The organism is Halomicrobium sp. HM KBTZ05, assembly GCF_041530035.1.
Lineage (GTDB): Archaea > Halobacteriota > Halobacteria > Halobacteriales > Haloarculaceae > Halomicrobium.
On sequence record NZ_CP168057.1, the window covers coordinates 78,927 to 92,757 of the forward strand.

The 13,831-nt window shown below is 65.5% G+C and carries 13 protein-coding genes; 9 read left to right on the forward strand and 4 right to left on the reverse strand.

From position 1 onward, the window contains the following. Positions 1 to 29: 29 nt before the first annotated feature. Positions 30 to 1,307 (reverse strand): MFS transporter, encoded by a 1,278-nt coding sequence (locus tag ACAH01_RS00445; RefSeq protein ID WP_372479876.1) that lies wholly within the window; start codon positions 1,305 to 1,307, stop codon positions 30 to 32. 881 nt (positions 1,308 to 2,188) lie between these two features. Between ACAH01_RS00445 and ACAH01_RS00450 the strand changes: the two genes are divergently transcribed. Further along, positions 2,189 to 2,386 (forward strand): hypothetical protein, encoded by a 198-nt coding sequence (locus tag ACAH01_RS00450; protein WP_372479877.1) that lies wholly within the window; start codon positions 2,189 to 2,191, stop codon positions 2,384 to 2,386. Between the two features lie 140 nt (positions 2,387 to 2,526). Here the strand turns inward: ACAH01_RS00450 and ACAH01_RS00455 are convergent, their stop codons facing one another. Next, positions 2,527 to 3,570, reverse strand: a complete 1,044-nt coding sequence (locus ACAH01_RS00455; protein ID WP_372479878.1) for a hypothetical protein — start codon at positions 3,568 to 3,570, stop codon at positions 2,527 to 2,529. 395 nt (positions 3,571 to 3,965) lie between these two features. On the opposite strand from ACAH01_RS00455, the gene ACAH01_RS00460 reads away from it, so the two are divergent. The 3 genes from ACAH01_RS00460 (at position 3,966) to ACAH01_RS00470 (ending at position 6,490) form a co-directional block, all read left to right on the forward strand. Then, the gene (locus ACAH01_RS00460) at positions 3,966 to 4,931 is read left to right on the forward strand and encodes a hypothetical protein (protein WP_372479879.1); all 966 of its coding nucleotides are present in this window, start codon (positions 3,966 to 3,968) and stop codon (positions 4,929 to 4,931) included. A 2-nt stretch (positions 4,932 to 4,933) separates the two neighbouring features. Next, entirely contained in the window at positions 4,934 to 5,176 is a 243-nt protein-coding gene (locus ACAH01_RS00465) for a hypothetical protein (RefSeq protein WP_372479880.1), read from the forward strand. A gap of 117 nt (positions 5,177 to 5,293) precedes the next feature. Continuing rightward, positions 5,294 to 6,490 carry a matrixin family metalloprotease gene (locus tag ACAH01_RS00470; RefSeq protein WP_372479881.1) on the forward strand — a complete coding sequence of 399 codons (1,197 nt, stop codon included), beginning with the start codon at positions 5,294 to 5,296 and terminating at the stop codon, positions 6,488 to 6,490. 147 nt (positions 6,491 to 6,637) lie between these two features. Here the strand turns inward: ACAH01_RS00470 and hisG are convergent, their stop codons facing one another. Beyond that, positions 6,638 to 7,486: an ATP phosphoribosyltransferase gene (gene hisG / locus ACAH01_RS00475; protein WP_170093114.1), complete on the reverse strand. Its 849-nt coding sequence runs from the start codon at positions 7,484 to 7,486 to the stop codon at positions 6,638 to 6,640. Positions 7,487 to 7,648: 162 nt separating this feature from the next. On the opposite strand from hisG, the gene ACAH01_RS00480 reads away from it, so the two are divergent. The 4 genes from ACAH01_RS00480 to ACAH01_RS00495 all read left to right on the forward strand — a co-directional run bounded on the left by ACAH01_RS00480 (position 7,649) and on the right by ACAH01_RS00495 (position 12,075). Continuing rightward, positions 7,649 to 8,947 carry an amidohydrolase gene (locus ACAH01_RS00480; RefSeq protein ID WP_372479882.1) on the forward strand — a complete coding sequence of 433 codons (1,299 nt, stop codon included), beginning with the start codon at positions 7,649 to 7,651 and terminating at the stop codon, positions 8,945 to 8,947. A 138-nt stretch (positions 8,948 to 9,085) separates the two neighbouring features. Then, on the forward strand, positions 9,086 to 9,928 hold the full coding sequence (locus ACAH01_RS00485; protein ID WP_372479883.1) for a hypothetical protein: 843 nt from the start codon (positions 9,086 to 9,088) through the stop codon (positions 9,926 to 9,928). Between the two features lie 45 nt (positions 9,929 to 9,973). Beyond that, entirely contained in the window at positions 9,974 to 11,251 is a 1,278-nt protein-coding gene (locus ACAH01_RS00490; RefSeq protein WP_372479884.1) for an adenosylhomocysteinase, read from the forward strand. 119 nt (positions 11,252 to 11,370) lie between these two features. Beyond that, entirely contained in the window at positions 11,371 to 12,075 is a 705-nt protein-coding gene (locus tag ACAH01_RS00495) for a metallophosphoesterase (protein ID WP_208627560.1), read from the forward strand. 28 nt (positions 12,076 to 12,103) lie between these two features. Here the strand turns inward: ACAH01_RS00495 and ACAH01_RS00500 are convergent, their stop codons facing one another. After that, entirely contained in the window at positions 12,104 to 13,282 is a 1,179-nt protein-coding gene (locus ACAH01_RS00500) for an aspartate kinase (protein ID WP_170093109.1), read from the reverse strand. 118 nt (positions 13,283 to 13,400) lie between these two features. Here ACAH01_RS00500 and ACAH01_RS00505 point away from each other — a divergent pair, with 118 nt between their 5' ends. After that, a complete protein-coding gene (locus ACAH01_RS00505; RefSeq protein ID WP_372479885.1) occupies positions 13,401 to 13,817 on the forward strand; it encodes a hypothetical protein in 417 nt (138 codons plus the stop codon). The last annotated feature ends 14 nt before the right edge of the window (positions 13,818 to 13,831 follow it).

The window sequence follows — 13,831 nt, forward strand, 5'->3', positions numbered from 1 at the left end:
AGGAGACGGCTAGCCCCAGTTGATTATCGTCACGAATCCGAGGTCACACCACCGGGCACTGGCTGAAACCGATCGCTATAGCCCACCTGCGTGACGATAAGTAACATGGCGATCACCGAAATCAGCCCACCCGCCAGAAACGGAATCACGTATCCAAAGCTGCCGAGGAACCCACCGATAGCTGGGCCACTTGCGCGGCCGAATCCGTAGGCAGAGGTGATCACCGCCATCCACTGGCCGGACTGACCTGAGCTTGCAAAGTCGCCTGCGAACGCGAGCGACGGGGCGAAGGCCATCGCCATCGCGATACCCTGCGTGAAGCGCGCTGCGACCATGAGCAGTTCCGACTGAATGAATCCCTGGACGGCGATCACGGGAATAAGCAGTACCACACCGCCCAATAAGAACGGCCGCCGCCCGAAGCGGTCGCTCGCGATACCAAACGGAATTATCAGCAGAACGACAGCCATGATCAATGCGGAGTACTGAAGCCCGAACTCCGAGGCCGTCTGACCGAGATGTGAGTTTATATCGGATTGTAGCGCGACGATCAAGTCGACAGTGACCGACATGAGGAACGTGGCAATTGCGAGCGCAAAGACCGGATGGAAGAGTTGATTGTGTCCGAGAATTGTAAGCGACGTTTTATTCTCTTCCGTCGTGGGTTGCACCGCAGGTTCGGTGACGAACGCGACCACGAGTGCCATTCCGATGAAAGCGAAGCACCCGGCCCCCCAGAACGCGATTTGGAATCCCGAAATCTGACTCGAGAAGCCCCCAAATGAGAGCGTATACGGTCCGTTGGTGATGAGGAATCCAGCGAGGACCGGCCCGATCACGTAGCCAAGGAGGCGAATACTGTTGAAAATCCCCATGTTTCCGCCTCGGTTGGACCGGCGTGTGATGTCGTTGATGATAGCCATCGATGCTGGGAGTGCAAGAGCAGCACCGAGTCCCTGAATGGCATGAACTGCAACGACGTAGCCGTACGTTTCAGCTAACGGGTAGAGGAGGTTTCCGACGCCGACGATGCCGAGGCCGAGGAGGACGAACGGACGACGCACTCCTACCCAGTCAGACAGTCGACCCGTATACGGCTGCAGGCCTGCGCTCACGTAACTATAAGCCGAGACAGCGATTCCGATCATCGTCCCACTGGCCAGAAATATCGGTCCAGCTGAGAGCGACGGGGAGAATAGCGAACTGCTCAGGTACGCAGGAAGAAGAACTATGAGGAAGCCATTGCCCGTCGTGTCCGCCAGTCTGGCGCCTGCGAGGACGAATACCTGTGCTCTGCTTTCGTTCACATTTGGAAGAAAATATCCCAATACATAACTCTTGTCAAATTTGAGTGCAATCGAAGAGATATCCGACGCTGCCCCGATCAGCTCTTCACTGTCACCGAGTACGTGGGGTAAAAGTTGTCACGCTGACAACACTCGATGATAAATGATCTGGACTAGTTTTCAGCTGTGTCTGTGCCTGCCCCACATAAACAATTGAAATCCGACATATTTGTCTTTTTATCACCTATATGATGTGGTATGCTCAATTCCAGCTCCAATGATCCTGATATCTGAGATCGATCCCACGGCGTGGACAGATATCTTGCCATGGAGTCACACTGTCGACGAGCACCAGAGCGCCACCGACTTCGTGTTGCTTGCGTGACCCGACAAAGAACACGCCTCAAATCCCCATATTCTTGCTATCTCAAGCTTTACAGAGCAATCTGTTCGATTTGAGATCGACGGTAGCGTACAGCCAATACTACCCGTCGTCGATTCAGAACACCGTTTCGTCGACCGTAATCTGACCTGGAGATCGATAAGATGCTGTCTGTAGTTCGCCTTGTAAACCGAATCATACACTGTGAATCGAGCCCGTCTGACACCGGATATGACAAGAACAAAAATAGTATTTGAAGCGTATATTTTAGCAGTATATAGTACCGTTCTAAGCTTCATCGAGAATCGTCGTGTCGCCTCTCGTTCAACAAACACAAAGTCGGTCTCACCGAGTTTCCGCCGAGGGGTGTGTCCTCGGATATGAACCACTCAAGAAAGACACCGCCTCACTCTTCATCCGTATCTGAACACGACCCCCCAGACCAGCACCAGTATCTTTGTCCTGGAGTCCGCAACAGCACGCTAATGGGATCTGTGAGGGCAGGGACAGGCCACTGACGATGACGGGCGGAGCGCGGAGCGGTCCGCACTGGCAGTCGTACCTCCGCCTCGTGAACACCGTCTTCGCCGACGACGACGGCGAGGGACCGGGCGACATCGTGCCCGCGGTCGGCGACCTCGTCGACTCGGCAACGAGCAGGCGGTCGGGCTGGCCCGCGAGATCGACGGGCTCGCGGTCGCGGACGACAGCAGCGTGACCGCGATGGATCGGACGGGGACGGCAATCCTGGAAGAGGTCGTCGACGGCTACGTCGCGGCCAGTGGCGACGTGGCGGCGTTCGTGATCGCCCGCCGGTGGATGGCGGTCCGAGCAGGCGTGTCCCGCTCGTCGCCGGGATTACCAGCCGAAGCCGCGGTGATCGCCCGGCACCAGCGGGCTCGACGGGAGCCCCGCCTGTGGCTCGGGCGCGTTGTACTCGCCCGGTGCCACGTCGTTGGGTGCGTCGGGATAGCACAGCGACGCCAGCGCCTGGATCTGCCCGCGGCCGACGCCGAGTTCGAACTGCCCGCCGCCGTACAGCTGGATGCCGCGTTGCTCGCAGTAGGCGATCGACTCCAGCAGCGACTCGACGGTGCCAAACCGGGAGGGCTTGCAGTTGAGCCACGACGGTTCGACGGGCAGTGCCTCGATGCTGGCGATGCCCGTGATCGGGTAGTCCCAGCTCAGCCGCTCCTCGCGCCCCTCGAACACCGATCGCGTCTCGTCGGTGATCGCCGCGTCCTCGACGACGGCGTCGGGCAGCCCCTCGGCGACGTGCCGATAGAACTCGGCGTCGATCGGCGTGTCCACGTCGGTCCCCTCGTAGTAGGCCTTCAGGTCGACGACGCGGACCGCGTCGGTCGCCGCGAGGGCCGCGATCAGCTCGGCGTCCCAGTCGGGCGTGGGGTCGAGCTTGAACTCGATGCCGGGGTCGATGTCGAGCCACGCCTCGACGCGGTCGGTCGTCGGCCGCCCGTCGCCGTCCTCGCTCAGCCGCGTCGAGACCACGAACCGGACGGGATCGTACGTCCGATCGAGTGCGTCCCCGAGCGTCCGGCCGGCCTGTTTCAGCGCCAGGTCCAGTGCCGCGCTCTCGAAGGCCCAGCGCCGGTAGTGACGGGCCGGGTCCTGCGTCGGGGGCTCCGGCCACAGGTCGATGTCGTCGAGTCGGTCGGAGAACGAATCCAGCGTGTACTCGCCGGCCAGATCGGCCGTGAGCGCGTGCATCGAATCGTGATCCTCGGGCTCGTAGGTCACGTCCTCCCCGCGCCCGATCTCGCCGTCGCCGTGGAGCGCGACCGTCGTCGTTCGGCGCGTGAACCCACTGGAGGTGTCACGGCGACGATCGGCAAGCTCGTACTCGTCGACGGTCAGCTTCAGGTCGGCGACCCGCTCGTACATACCACTCCTTGGTCGCGGGGCGAAATAAATGGCCGGCAGTGAGACCACGGCCGTCGCTTCGTGACCGGACGCACCGCACGGGACGGCGAAATGCGTCACCGACGGGCAGTTCGCGGGATCACGAGGACCGCGACGTGAGTCTGGAACGTGTTTCGGGCCGGCACCGGTGATAGTATCAGAAAGAGAGGTTTTCAATTTGTCTCAGCAGTCATAAGTTTTTTGTTTCTCGTTGTCAATAGATGTCGTGTGAGTCGCGAAAGACCGGATCAGAGTGAGGCGGCATGAAGGAGAGAGATACCGACCAGAACCGGCGGCGATCCGACGCCGATGCGAGTTCCGACGGTCGAAGAGAGATGGCTTCGCGAGAGAGCAGACCGTCGAAGAGAGCCGACAGTGTGCTGGACCGTCGATCGCTCCTCGGGAAACTCGCGGTCGGCATCCTCGGAAGCACAGTCGCGTCGAGTGAAGTCGTGCGTGGACAGGCCGACGGAGACGCTCCGCTCGCGGACGATCCGGACATACCGGGAGGCACCGAGACAGAACCCTCCCGACGAGATCGACGGGCGTTCCTGGTGGCGGAGTACGGACGCAAAGAGGCGGCCATCATTCAGGGGATCGCGACGAAGTATCGGCGTCGGTCGAACACCGGCTCTCTCGATACAGAGGCCGCGTTCAGGGCGGCAGCAGACGAGATTCTCGCACATCCACAGACGCCACGGGTCTCTACCGACATTCGAGAACGCCGTGCGTTGACGACAGGCGAGAAACAGAGCGGGCCCGAGACCGCAACGACCCCGGATTCGAGTTCCAGTTCCGAGGGCACCACCGCCGCCGTCGGGGCAACCACGAGAGTCACGGCGACACGAGGGCAGAAGGGAGGGAACTCGTGGGGTGTCGGAGCCGCAGATCGAGCATTCAACGTCAGCAGCAACCGCGTTCAGGCGAATGCGCGCGTTGCCGGGATCGGCGGTGCAACAGGGTACGCGCGGTTGTACGGTCGTCTCACACCGAGTTCGTCGATCGGTGGTGCGGTCCGGATGACAGCGAAGTATTACCGTCAAGGCGGTGCCGTCGGAGGGAACGCGAGGGTTCGGTTCTTCGTCCGAGAGACAGCACGCCCGGCTTCGACGGCCGTCTTCCGAACTGTCGAGAATCCCGGATTCGTCACCGGAGATACGATCCGTTCAGAGCAGTTCGTGCTGCCCGCAGGAGTCCAGCACGACATCGGAATCGAGATCAAGACGAGCGTCGATACGATCGCCGCCGCGTACTTCTACGCCGATTACCTCACCACGGTAATCGACCTCAGCAAACGACGCGTCGTCCTCAACGAACCGATCCGGATCGAGTCACTCGATTGATCATGTCCGAAACAACCGAACGCACCCTCCTGCTCGCGAACCGCGTGGTGTTGGCGGTTTCGCTGCTCTTGTCGGCTATCGTCGGCGCGGCCGTCGTCCTGTTCGGTCTCTCGGCCGTTGGCTTCGGCCGGTACACGACCGGAACGACCGGCCAGATTGCAGGCATCGCCGGGGCGCTCGCAGGCCTGGGAACGTTGTTCGTGTACCTCTCCTACCAGTACTATCGAACCGAAGCGGAGCGCTAGGGGCATTCGAACGCGGCATCACCCCGACGCGAACGTCGCCGGAAACTGATGGCCGCCAGTCCACGACCGTACGAGTGCCCCATGACTTAACACGTCGAACCACCGAAGAGTGGGTAGATGTCTCGCTCACGCTGGTCGGTAGCTCCCCGGAACGGGACGCTACTCGGTCTCGTCGTCCTCGTCACCCTCGCAGGCTGTAGCGGGCTGCTGGTCTCAGAGGACGCCACGCCGACGGTGAGCGAGACGGCCACGCCGACGGCCGTCGAGTCCCAGACCGCGACGCCGACGGCCACACCGACCGCGACAGAGACGGCCACGCCGACGCCGACCGCAACCGAGACACCCACGCCGACGCCCACTCCATCACCGACAGAGACGGCCACTCCATCACCGACAGAGACGGCCACGCAAACGCCGGACGACACGCTCTCGTCGGACAACCCCTGGGGCCAGGAGATCGTCCCGGTCCGGATCAACGACAGCGCCGACGACGGGCGCAACACCACCGCGCTCACGCTCCGGACGATCGACTACTGGAACGCCAACATCGAGCGCTACACCGACTTCGAGTACCGCTTCGTGCTGGCCGAGGACCCCGACGACGCCCGCGTCGAGGTCCAGTTCAGAGAGTCGGTCGATCGCTGTGACGAGCAGGAGACCAACGTCGCGGGCTGTGCGGCGTACCTCCACGAGGAGACGAGAGCCAGAGACCTCGAAGTCGCCGCCGTCGAGAGCCAGGGCTCGAACGCGGGGGTCCTGGCGACGACGCGCCACGAGTTCGGCCACCTCGTCGGCCTGAACCACAGCGACGAGCCCCTAGACCTGATGGCACAGCGCTACGAGGGCGACATCCGCGACGCCACCGACCGGCCGTTCCCGTGGTACGGCGACACCCTCCACGTCGCGGTCGAGCCAGACACGATCGACGGGGACCCGGCGGTGGTCCGCGAGCAGGTCCGCCACGCGGTCGAGTACTACGACGCCGGGGCCGACGGCACCGTGCCGGAGAACGTCAGCGTCGTCGTGAGCGACGAACCGGAGTTCGCCGAGGTCGTCGTCACCAACGACAGCGAGCGGGGCTGTACGGTCACCGACGGATCGGGCGCTCTCCGCTCGGTCCGGAACCTCGACACCGACGAGCGCGCGGAGCTGTACACCCGGATGGTCGTCTGTATCGGCCCCGTCGGCGAGGACGCCGTCGGCTGGCACACCGGCTACTGGCTGGGGTCGGCGTTCGGGCTGGAAAGTGGCGAACGCGCCGCGGTGTTCCAGGACGCCGACTACGGCGAGCGCAGGAGCGAGTGGTGGGAGTAGGGTTCTGAGGAGCAACAGCCGACCAGGGACAGACACTGAAAGACTCGTTGCACTCGTCTTTCACGCCCTCACTTCGTTCGTCAGGACACCGAAAGCCCTCGCGTCGGTCGCAATCACGCCCCCTCGCCAGCGACCACCGAGACGAGATTACTCGACGAGCCGTTCGATCTCGGTGACCAGCACGTCGCTGGCACCCACGTCCTTGAGCGCGGTGATCGTCTCGAACACGTCGGCGTCGTCGACGACGGCGTGGACGGCCACGTCGTCGCTGCCGGCGATGTCCATCACCGTCGGGCCGCCCATGCCGGGCAGGACGTCCTTCACGTCGTCCAGCGCGTCCTCGGGCGCGTTCATCATGAGGTAGCGCTTGCCCTCCGCTGAGATGACCGACTCCAGCGCGGTCGCGACCTGCCCGACCTTCTCGTCGCCGACGACCTCCTCGCGGGCGAACAGGCGGACCGAGGAGTCGAGCACTTCGTCGACGACCGCCAGGCGGTTCATCCGCAGGGTCGTCCCCGTCGAGGTGATGTCGACGATGCCGTCCGCGATGTCGACGTGGGGCGTGAGCTCGGTCGCGCCCGAGACCTCGGTGATCGAAACGTCCACGTCCATCTCCTCGAAGTACCGGCGCGTGACGTTGGGGAACTCCGTGGCGACGCGGCCGCCCTCGAAGTCGTAGACCGTCTCGACGGCGTCGTCTTCGGGCGCGGCCAGCACCAGCCGACACGAGCCGAAGTCCAGATCGAGCAGTTCGGTGAGGTTGCCGGGATCGGCCTCCCGGACCTGGTCGAGTCCGGTGATCCCCACGTCGGCCGCGCCGTCGGCGACGTACTCCGGGATGTCTGCGGCGCGGGCGTAGAGGATCGTCACGTCGGGATCGACCGTCTCGGCGTACAGCTGGCGGTCGGCTCCGTCGACGACGTGGAGCCCCGCCCGTTCCAGCAGGTCGACCGACGGATCGTGCAGGCGGCCCTTGTTGGGGACGGCGATGCGCATACCGACACCTCGACGGCCCGCCGCAATTGCTTTTCCCTTCCCGAGTCGTGAGCGGCCGTCGCTGTCCGCCGGAATTCGCACCCCGGCCGTGGGGACCGTCCGCAGAGACAGCAGTACGAGGAAGGCGGTGGATTCAGGCACCCCCGGACAGAACCGTCGGGCGTGAGCGAACTCCTCGTCTCCGGCGGACGGGTCCTCCGACCGGACCTGACCGTCGAACGCGCGGACGTACTGATCGATCAGTCGAGTGGCGACATCGCGGCCGTCGACGAGCCCGGCGCGCTCGCCGGCGACGACGAACTGGACGCCAGCGGCGGCCTCGTCGTGCCGGGGCTGGTCAACGCACACACGCACGTGGCGATGACGCTGTTGCGGGGGTACGCCGACGACAAGCCCCTCGATGCGTGGCTCCAGGAGGACATCTGGCCCGTCGAGGCCGAACTGACGGCCGACGACGTGCGGGCCGGTGCCGAGCTCGGCCTGGTCGAGATGATCAAGTCCGGAACGACGGCGCTCTCGGACATGTACTTCCACGTCGACGAGATCGCCGGGGCCGTCGAGCAGTCCGGCCTGCGGGCGGTGCTGGGCCACACTGCAGTCACCGTCGGCAAGGACGAGGAGGCCGCACGCGAAGACACACAGCAGAGCCTCGACGTGGCCGAGCGCCTCGACGGCGCGGCCGACGGGCGCATCCGGACGACGTTCCAGCCCCACTCGCTGACGACCGTCGGGGAGGAGTTCCTCCGGGAGTTCGTCCCCGCGGCGAACGACGCCGACCGGCCGATCCACCTGCACGCCAACGAGACGAGCGACGAGGTCGGCCCGATCGTCGACGAGCACGGCAAGCGGCCACTGGAGTACGCCGACGACCTCGGGGTGCTGGGCCCGGACACCTGGATCGCCCACGGCGTCCACGTCGACGAGCGAGAGATCGAGTTGCTGGCCGACACCGACACCGGCGTCGCCCACTGCCCGGCCTCGAACATGAAGCTCGCGAGCGGGATGGCACCCGTCCAGGACCTGCTCGATGCCGGCGTCACCGTCGGCCTGGGGACGGACGGGGCGGCCTCGAACAACGACCTCTCGATGTTCGACGAGATGCGCGACGCCGCGATGATCGGCAAGCTCGCCGCCGAGGACGCGAGCGCGATGGCGGCGGCGAGCGTCGTCGAGATCGCCACGGCCGGCGGGGCAGAACTGCTCGGGTTCGACAGCGGGCGGATCGAAGCGGGCGCGAACGCCGACCTCGCCGTGGTCGACCTCGACCAACCCCACCTGACGCCGGCCCACGACCTCGTGAGCCACCTCGTCTACGCCGCCAGCGCGAGCGACGTGCGCCACACCGTCTGTGACGGGACGGTCCTCATGCGCGATCGGGACGTGCAACCGTTCGACGAGGCGGCCGTCGTCCAGCGGGCGAGCGAGCACGCGACGGCACTGGTCGAGCGCGCGACAGAGTAGCGGCGGCCGCCGGGCAGAGTTAAACGACGAGAGGCGTTTCTAAACGTTCTCGCGCCATCTGGGTTAGTCTCGAACGTCGCCGAACTGACTGAACCAGATTCGGGGTTTATGCCGGTGTTGGGACACGTCTCTGGTACGATGCGCACCGAACTATTCGCACTGGTGATGGCCGTCACGCTGGTCGGGGCCGCAGTCGGTCCCGGCGTCGCGGCGGCCGACGACGGGGCCGGGAACGCGGCGCTGTCGGTCAGCGTCGCACAGGACGACGACGTGACGATCAGCGTCACGGAAAACGACAGCGCCGTCGAGAACGCCACCGTCGACGTGGGTGGCGAAGACGGGAGTTCCTACGAAGGGATCGGGTCGTACACGACCGACGACGACGGCGAGGTCGAGCTGGACTCGCCCGAGGTCAACGAGACCATCTCGGTCACCGCGACCGCGGACAACCGGACGGCCACGACGACGGCCGACCTGCTCGGCGAGGAGTACCTCGGCGAGAACCGGACGAGCGCCTTCGGCCAGCAGGTGTCTGCCTACGTCCAGTCGCTGCTGGACGGTGACCGACGCCACATCGGCCCGCAGGTCGCCGCCTTCGTCCAGGCGAACAATCCTGGGAACGCACCAGCCCACGCGGGTCCGCCCGCACACGCCGGCCCCGACCGTGAGAACGAGACCGAAGACGAGAACGAGACGGCATTCGAGAACGGAACCGACGAAGACGAGCGTGGCCCGCCCGCACACGCCGGTCCCGACAGCGAGAACGAGACCGACGACGAGCGCGGTCCGCCCGAACACGCTGGTCCCGACAAAGACGACGAAGCGGACGACGAAACGGAAACCGAAGCGCCAGAAGACGAGGACGACGGAGGAGAAGCCGAGAGCGAAGACGAGGAACGAGAGACCGACGAAGCGCCAGAAGACGAGACGGAGACCGACGACGGCGGTCCGCCCGACCACGCCAACGCGGGCGGCAACTGATCCGGGTTCGGTAGCGTTTTCAGCGGCCTGCTCTTTATCTGGGGTATGACTGATCCCATTACCGCGCGACTCGACGACCCGGCCACGGCCCGCGAGGAGGGCCGCCGCAAGATGGACTGGGCCATCCAGCACATGCCGATCATGGCGTCGCTCCGGGAGTCCTTCGAGGCCGACCAGCCCTTCGCGGGCGAGCGCATCGGCATGGCGATGCACGTCGAAGCCAAGACCGCCGTCCTGGCCGAAGTGCTGGCCGCCGGTGGGGCCGAGGTCGCGATGACCGGCTGTAATCCGCTGTCGACCCACGACGACGTCTCCGCCGCGCTGGACGCCGTCGACGGTGTCACCTGCTACGCCGAGCGCGGCGTCGACGACGAGGAGTACTACGCCGCCATCGAGGCCGTCATCGACCACGAACCGACGATCACCGTCGACGACGGGATGGACCTCGTGGCGGCGATCCACGAGGACTATCCGGAGCTGATCGACACGATCGTCGGCGGCGCAGAGGAGACGACGACCGGCGTCCACCGCCTGCGAGCCATGGACGACGACGGCGCGCTGGAGTACCCCGTCTTCGCCGTCAACGACACGCCGATGAAGCGACTGTTCGACAACGTCCACGGCACCGGCGAGTCCTCGCTGGCCTCGATCGCCATGACGACGAACCTCTCGTGGGCCGGCAAGACCGTCGTCGTCGCCGGCTACGGGAACTGCGGGAAAGGCGTCGCGAAGAAGGCAAGCGGCCAGAACGCGGACGTGATCGTCACGGAAGTCGAGCCTCGCCGCGCACTAGAGGCCCACATGGAAGGCTACGACGTGATGCCGATGGCCGACGCCGCCGAAGCGGGCGACGTGTTCATCACGACGACGGGCAACCGAGACGTGATCGTCGAGGAACACTTCGAAGCGATGCAGGACGGCGTCCTGCTGGCCAACGCCGGCCACTTCGACGTGGAAGTCGACCTCGACGCGCTCTCGGAGCTTGCCGTCGACACGTACGAGGCCCGCGACGGCGTCCGGGCCTACGAGATGGCCGACGGTCGCCGACTGAACGTCCTCGCAGAGGGGCGGCTCGTCAACCTCGCGACCCCGATCGCGCTGGGCCACCCCGTCGAAGTGATGGACCAGTCGTTCGGCATCCAGGCCGTCTGTGTCCGGGAACTCGTCGAGCGCGGCGAAGAGTACGCGGCCGGCGTCCACGACGTACCCGACGAACTGGACGAGGAGGTCGCGGAGATCAAACTCGACGCGGAAGGCGTCGAGTTCGACTCGCTGACCGAGAGCCAGGCCGAGTACATGGACTCCTGGCAGCACGGGACGTAGGCCGGTCTCGCGCACAGTCTGGATGACCCCGGCGAGCGACAGGCAAACGAGGGTTCCGCACGTCCAGCTCGTGAAACAAGTCAGTGGGAACTAAGTTCTGACCGTCGTAGAGAGTGGCAATGAAGCTCGGCGTTCTGTCAGACGTTCACGGAAACGAGGTCGCGTTACGGGCCGTCCTCGCGGACATGCCCGGCGTCGACGGACTGGTGTGTGCCGGGGACGTGGTGGGGTACAATCCGTGGCACGCGGCGTGTGTCGACGCGATCGCAGCGCCAGAGAGCGGGCCGATCGCGGACAGCGACGCCGCGTTGCTCGACGGAACGGTCCCGACGGTGCAGGGCAACCACGACCGGGCCGTCGCGACGGACCACGCCCCACACTTCAACCACATGGCGGCGGCCGCCGTCGACCACGCCCGCGACCAGCTGACCGACGACCAGCTGGCGTGGCTCGACGACTTGCCGACGGAGCGCCACGTGCTCGACGGGCGAGTGAAGATCGTCCACGGCCACCCGGACGACCCCGACCACTACACCCGGCCAGGAGAGTTCGGACCGGACCTGCTGGGAGACGAGGACGCGCTGATCATGGGCCACACTCACGTGCAACACCACGAACGGTACGACGAGGGGATCGTCCTGAACCCCGGGAGCGTCGGCCAGCCACGGGACGACGACCCGACGGCGGCCTACGCCGTCCTCGACGTGGCCGAGGGGACCGTCGAGGAGCGACGCGTCGACTACGACACGGACGCGGTCATCCAGGCAGTCGAGGACGCCGGGCTCCCGCGACAGATCGGGTTCCGGCTGACACAGGGGCGATAAGTCGAAGATCCAGAGACAGCTGACGGCGTCAGAACACGTCCTGAACGAGCGAGAGGGCCTGTTCCCGGTCCGACCACGGGACGAACACGGACACCGAGGTGGCCGAGGTGATCACGTCGTAGAGGTTGATGTGGGCGTCCGAGAGCGGGTCGATGACGCGCTTGACGATGCCCGGCTGGTTGGGCAACTCACCGCCCGTGACCCGGACGACGGCGATGTCGTCCTCGACGGTGACACTGGAGAGGGTGTCGTCGTCGACGACGTGATCGTGCAAGAGTGCCTCCGCGTCGTCGGCGTGGTCGGTGTCGACGTAGAAGGTGATCGAGTCCATCCCGGAGGAGACGCCGTCGATGTTGATCCCCTCGTCGCCCAGCGCCGTCGAGAGCTCGCCGAGGATGCCCGGACTGTTTCGGATCGCGCGACCGGCGACGGTGACACAGCAGAGACGCTCTTCCTGGAGGTCGATGAGGTTCTGGAACTCGCCTTCGATCGAGGTGCCGCCGGTCAGCAGGTCGCCGTGCTGGTAGTGGACGACCCGGACGCCCAGATCGCGGTCCTTGTACGACAGCGCCGAGGGCGCGACGACCTCGGCCCCGCGGAAGGAGAGCGAACGGAGTTCGTCGACGGAGATCTCGCCGACGTTGCGCGCCCCTTCGACGACGCGGGGGTCGCCCGTCATGACGCCTTCCACGTCGGTGACGATGACGACCTCGTCGGCGTCCATGTACTTGCCCAGCATCACCGCGGAGGTGTCCGAGCCGCCCCGCCCCAGGGTGGTGACGTTGCCCGCGAGATCCTGTGCGAGAAAGCCCGTGACGACCGGCACCACGTCCTCCAGCTGGCCGGCCAGCGCGTGAGCCCGCTTGGTCGTCTCCTCGACGTCGACCTCGCCGTACTCGTCGGTGATGATCGGCCAGTGCTCGCTCCCCGGTTCGAGGAACATCGCGTCGACGCCGCGGGCCGCGAGCGCGCCCTTGAGCATCCGGACGGAGGTGCGCTCGCCCATGCTGACGATCTGTGCGCGGTCCTCGGGCTCGGCGTCGTACTCGATCTCTTCGAGGAGTTCGTCGGTCGTGTTCCCCATCGCGCTGGCGACGACGGCGACCTCGTGACCGTTCTCGATGGCCGACGCGATCGAGTCTGCGGCCCGGTTGATCCGCTCGCCGTTGCCAAGGCTCGTCCCACCGAACTTGGCGACTACGCGCATGCTACCACCCTGATCGTGCGTACGTGACTCATTACCCGACCCGTAGCCCATGGTCGGGGATAACTGTGTTCATCTGGCGCGGCACACCGTTTATTTGCGTTCGCGCCGACACTCCGGTATGGAGATCCGGGACGCCGTCGAGGCCGACGCCGAGCGCATGGCCGAACTATCGGGGAGCCCGCCGGACGTGATGCGGAACCTCGTCCACGACCGGACGGTGCGGATCGCGGAGACACCGGCCGACGGGGACGAGGAGACGACAGTCGCCGGGTTCGTCAGCTTCGACGCCCGGGACAGCACCGTTCACGTGACACAGATCGGCGGGAGCGAGAGCGCGTGTGCGCGACTGATCGAAGAGCCGGTCAGCTTCGCCCGGCGCGAGGAGATGGGCGTCGAGGTCCTCCTCCCGGCCGACGAGGACGCGGCACGCACCGCCATCGAAGACGCCGGCTTCGAGAACGAGGGGGCCGGCCCCCAGTTCGAGGGCCAGCAGACGACCCGGTATCGACTCGACGCCGGTCGCGCCCACCAGTAGGGGTCCGTCTGGCC

Bases quoted from the DNA above. Each gene is read 5' to 3' on its own strand.
- ACAH01_RS00450 (WP_372479877.1), top strand. From the start codon at position 2,189: ATGACGGGCGGAGCGCGGAGCGGTCCGCACTGGCAGTCGTACCTCCGC.
- ACAH01_RS00455 (WP_372479878.1), bottom strand. From the start codon at position 3,570: ATGTACGAGCGGGTCGCCGACCTGAAGCTGACCGTCGACGAGTACGAG.
- ACAH01_RS00465 (WP_372479880.1), top strand. From the start codon at position 4,934: ATGTCCGAAACAACCGAACGCACCCTCCTGCTCGCGAACCGCGTGGTG.
- ACAH01_RS00470 (WP_372479881.1), top strand. From the start codon at position 5,294: ATGTCTCGCTCACGCTGGTCGGTAGCTCCCCGGAACGGGACGCTACTC.
- hisG (WP_170093114.1), bottom strand. From the start codon at position 7,486: ATGCGCATCGCCGTCCCCAACAAGGGCCGCCTGCACGATCCGTCGGTC.
- ACAH01_RS00485 (WP_372479883.1), top strand. From the start codon at position 9,086: ATGCGCACCGAACTATTCGCACTGGTGATGGCCGTCACGCTGGTCGGG.
- ACAH01_RS00490 (WP_372479884.1), top strand. From the start codon at position 9,974: ATGACTGATCCCATTACCGCGCGACTCGACGACCCGGCCACGGCCCGC.
- ACAH01_RS00495 (WP_208627560.1), top strand. From the start codon at position 11,371: ATGAAGCTCGGCGTTCTGTCAGACGTTCACGGAAACGAGGTCGCGTTA.
- ACAH01_RS00500 (WP_170093109.1), bottom strand. From the start codon at position 13,282: ATGCGCGTAGTCGCCAAGTTCGGTGGGACGAGCCTTGGCAACGGCGAG.
- ACAH01_RS00505 (WP_372479885.1), top strand. From the start codon at position 13,401: ATGGAGATCCGGGACGCCGTCGAGGCCGACGCCGAGCGCATGGCCGAA.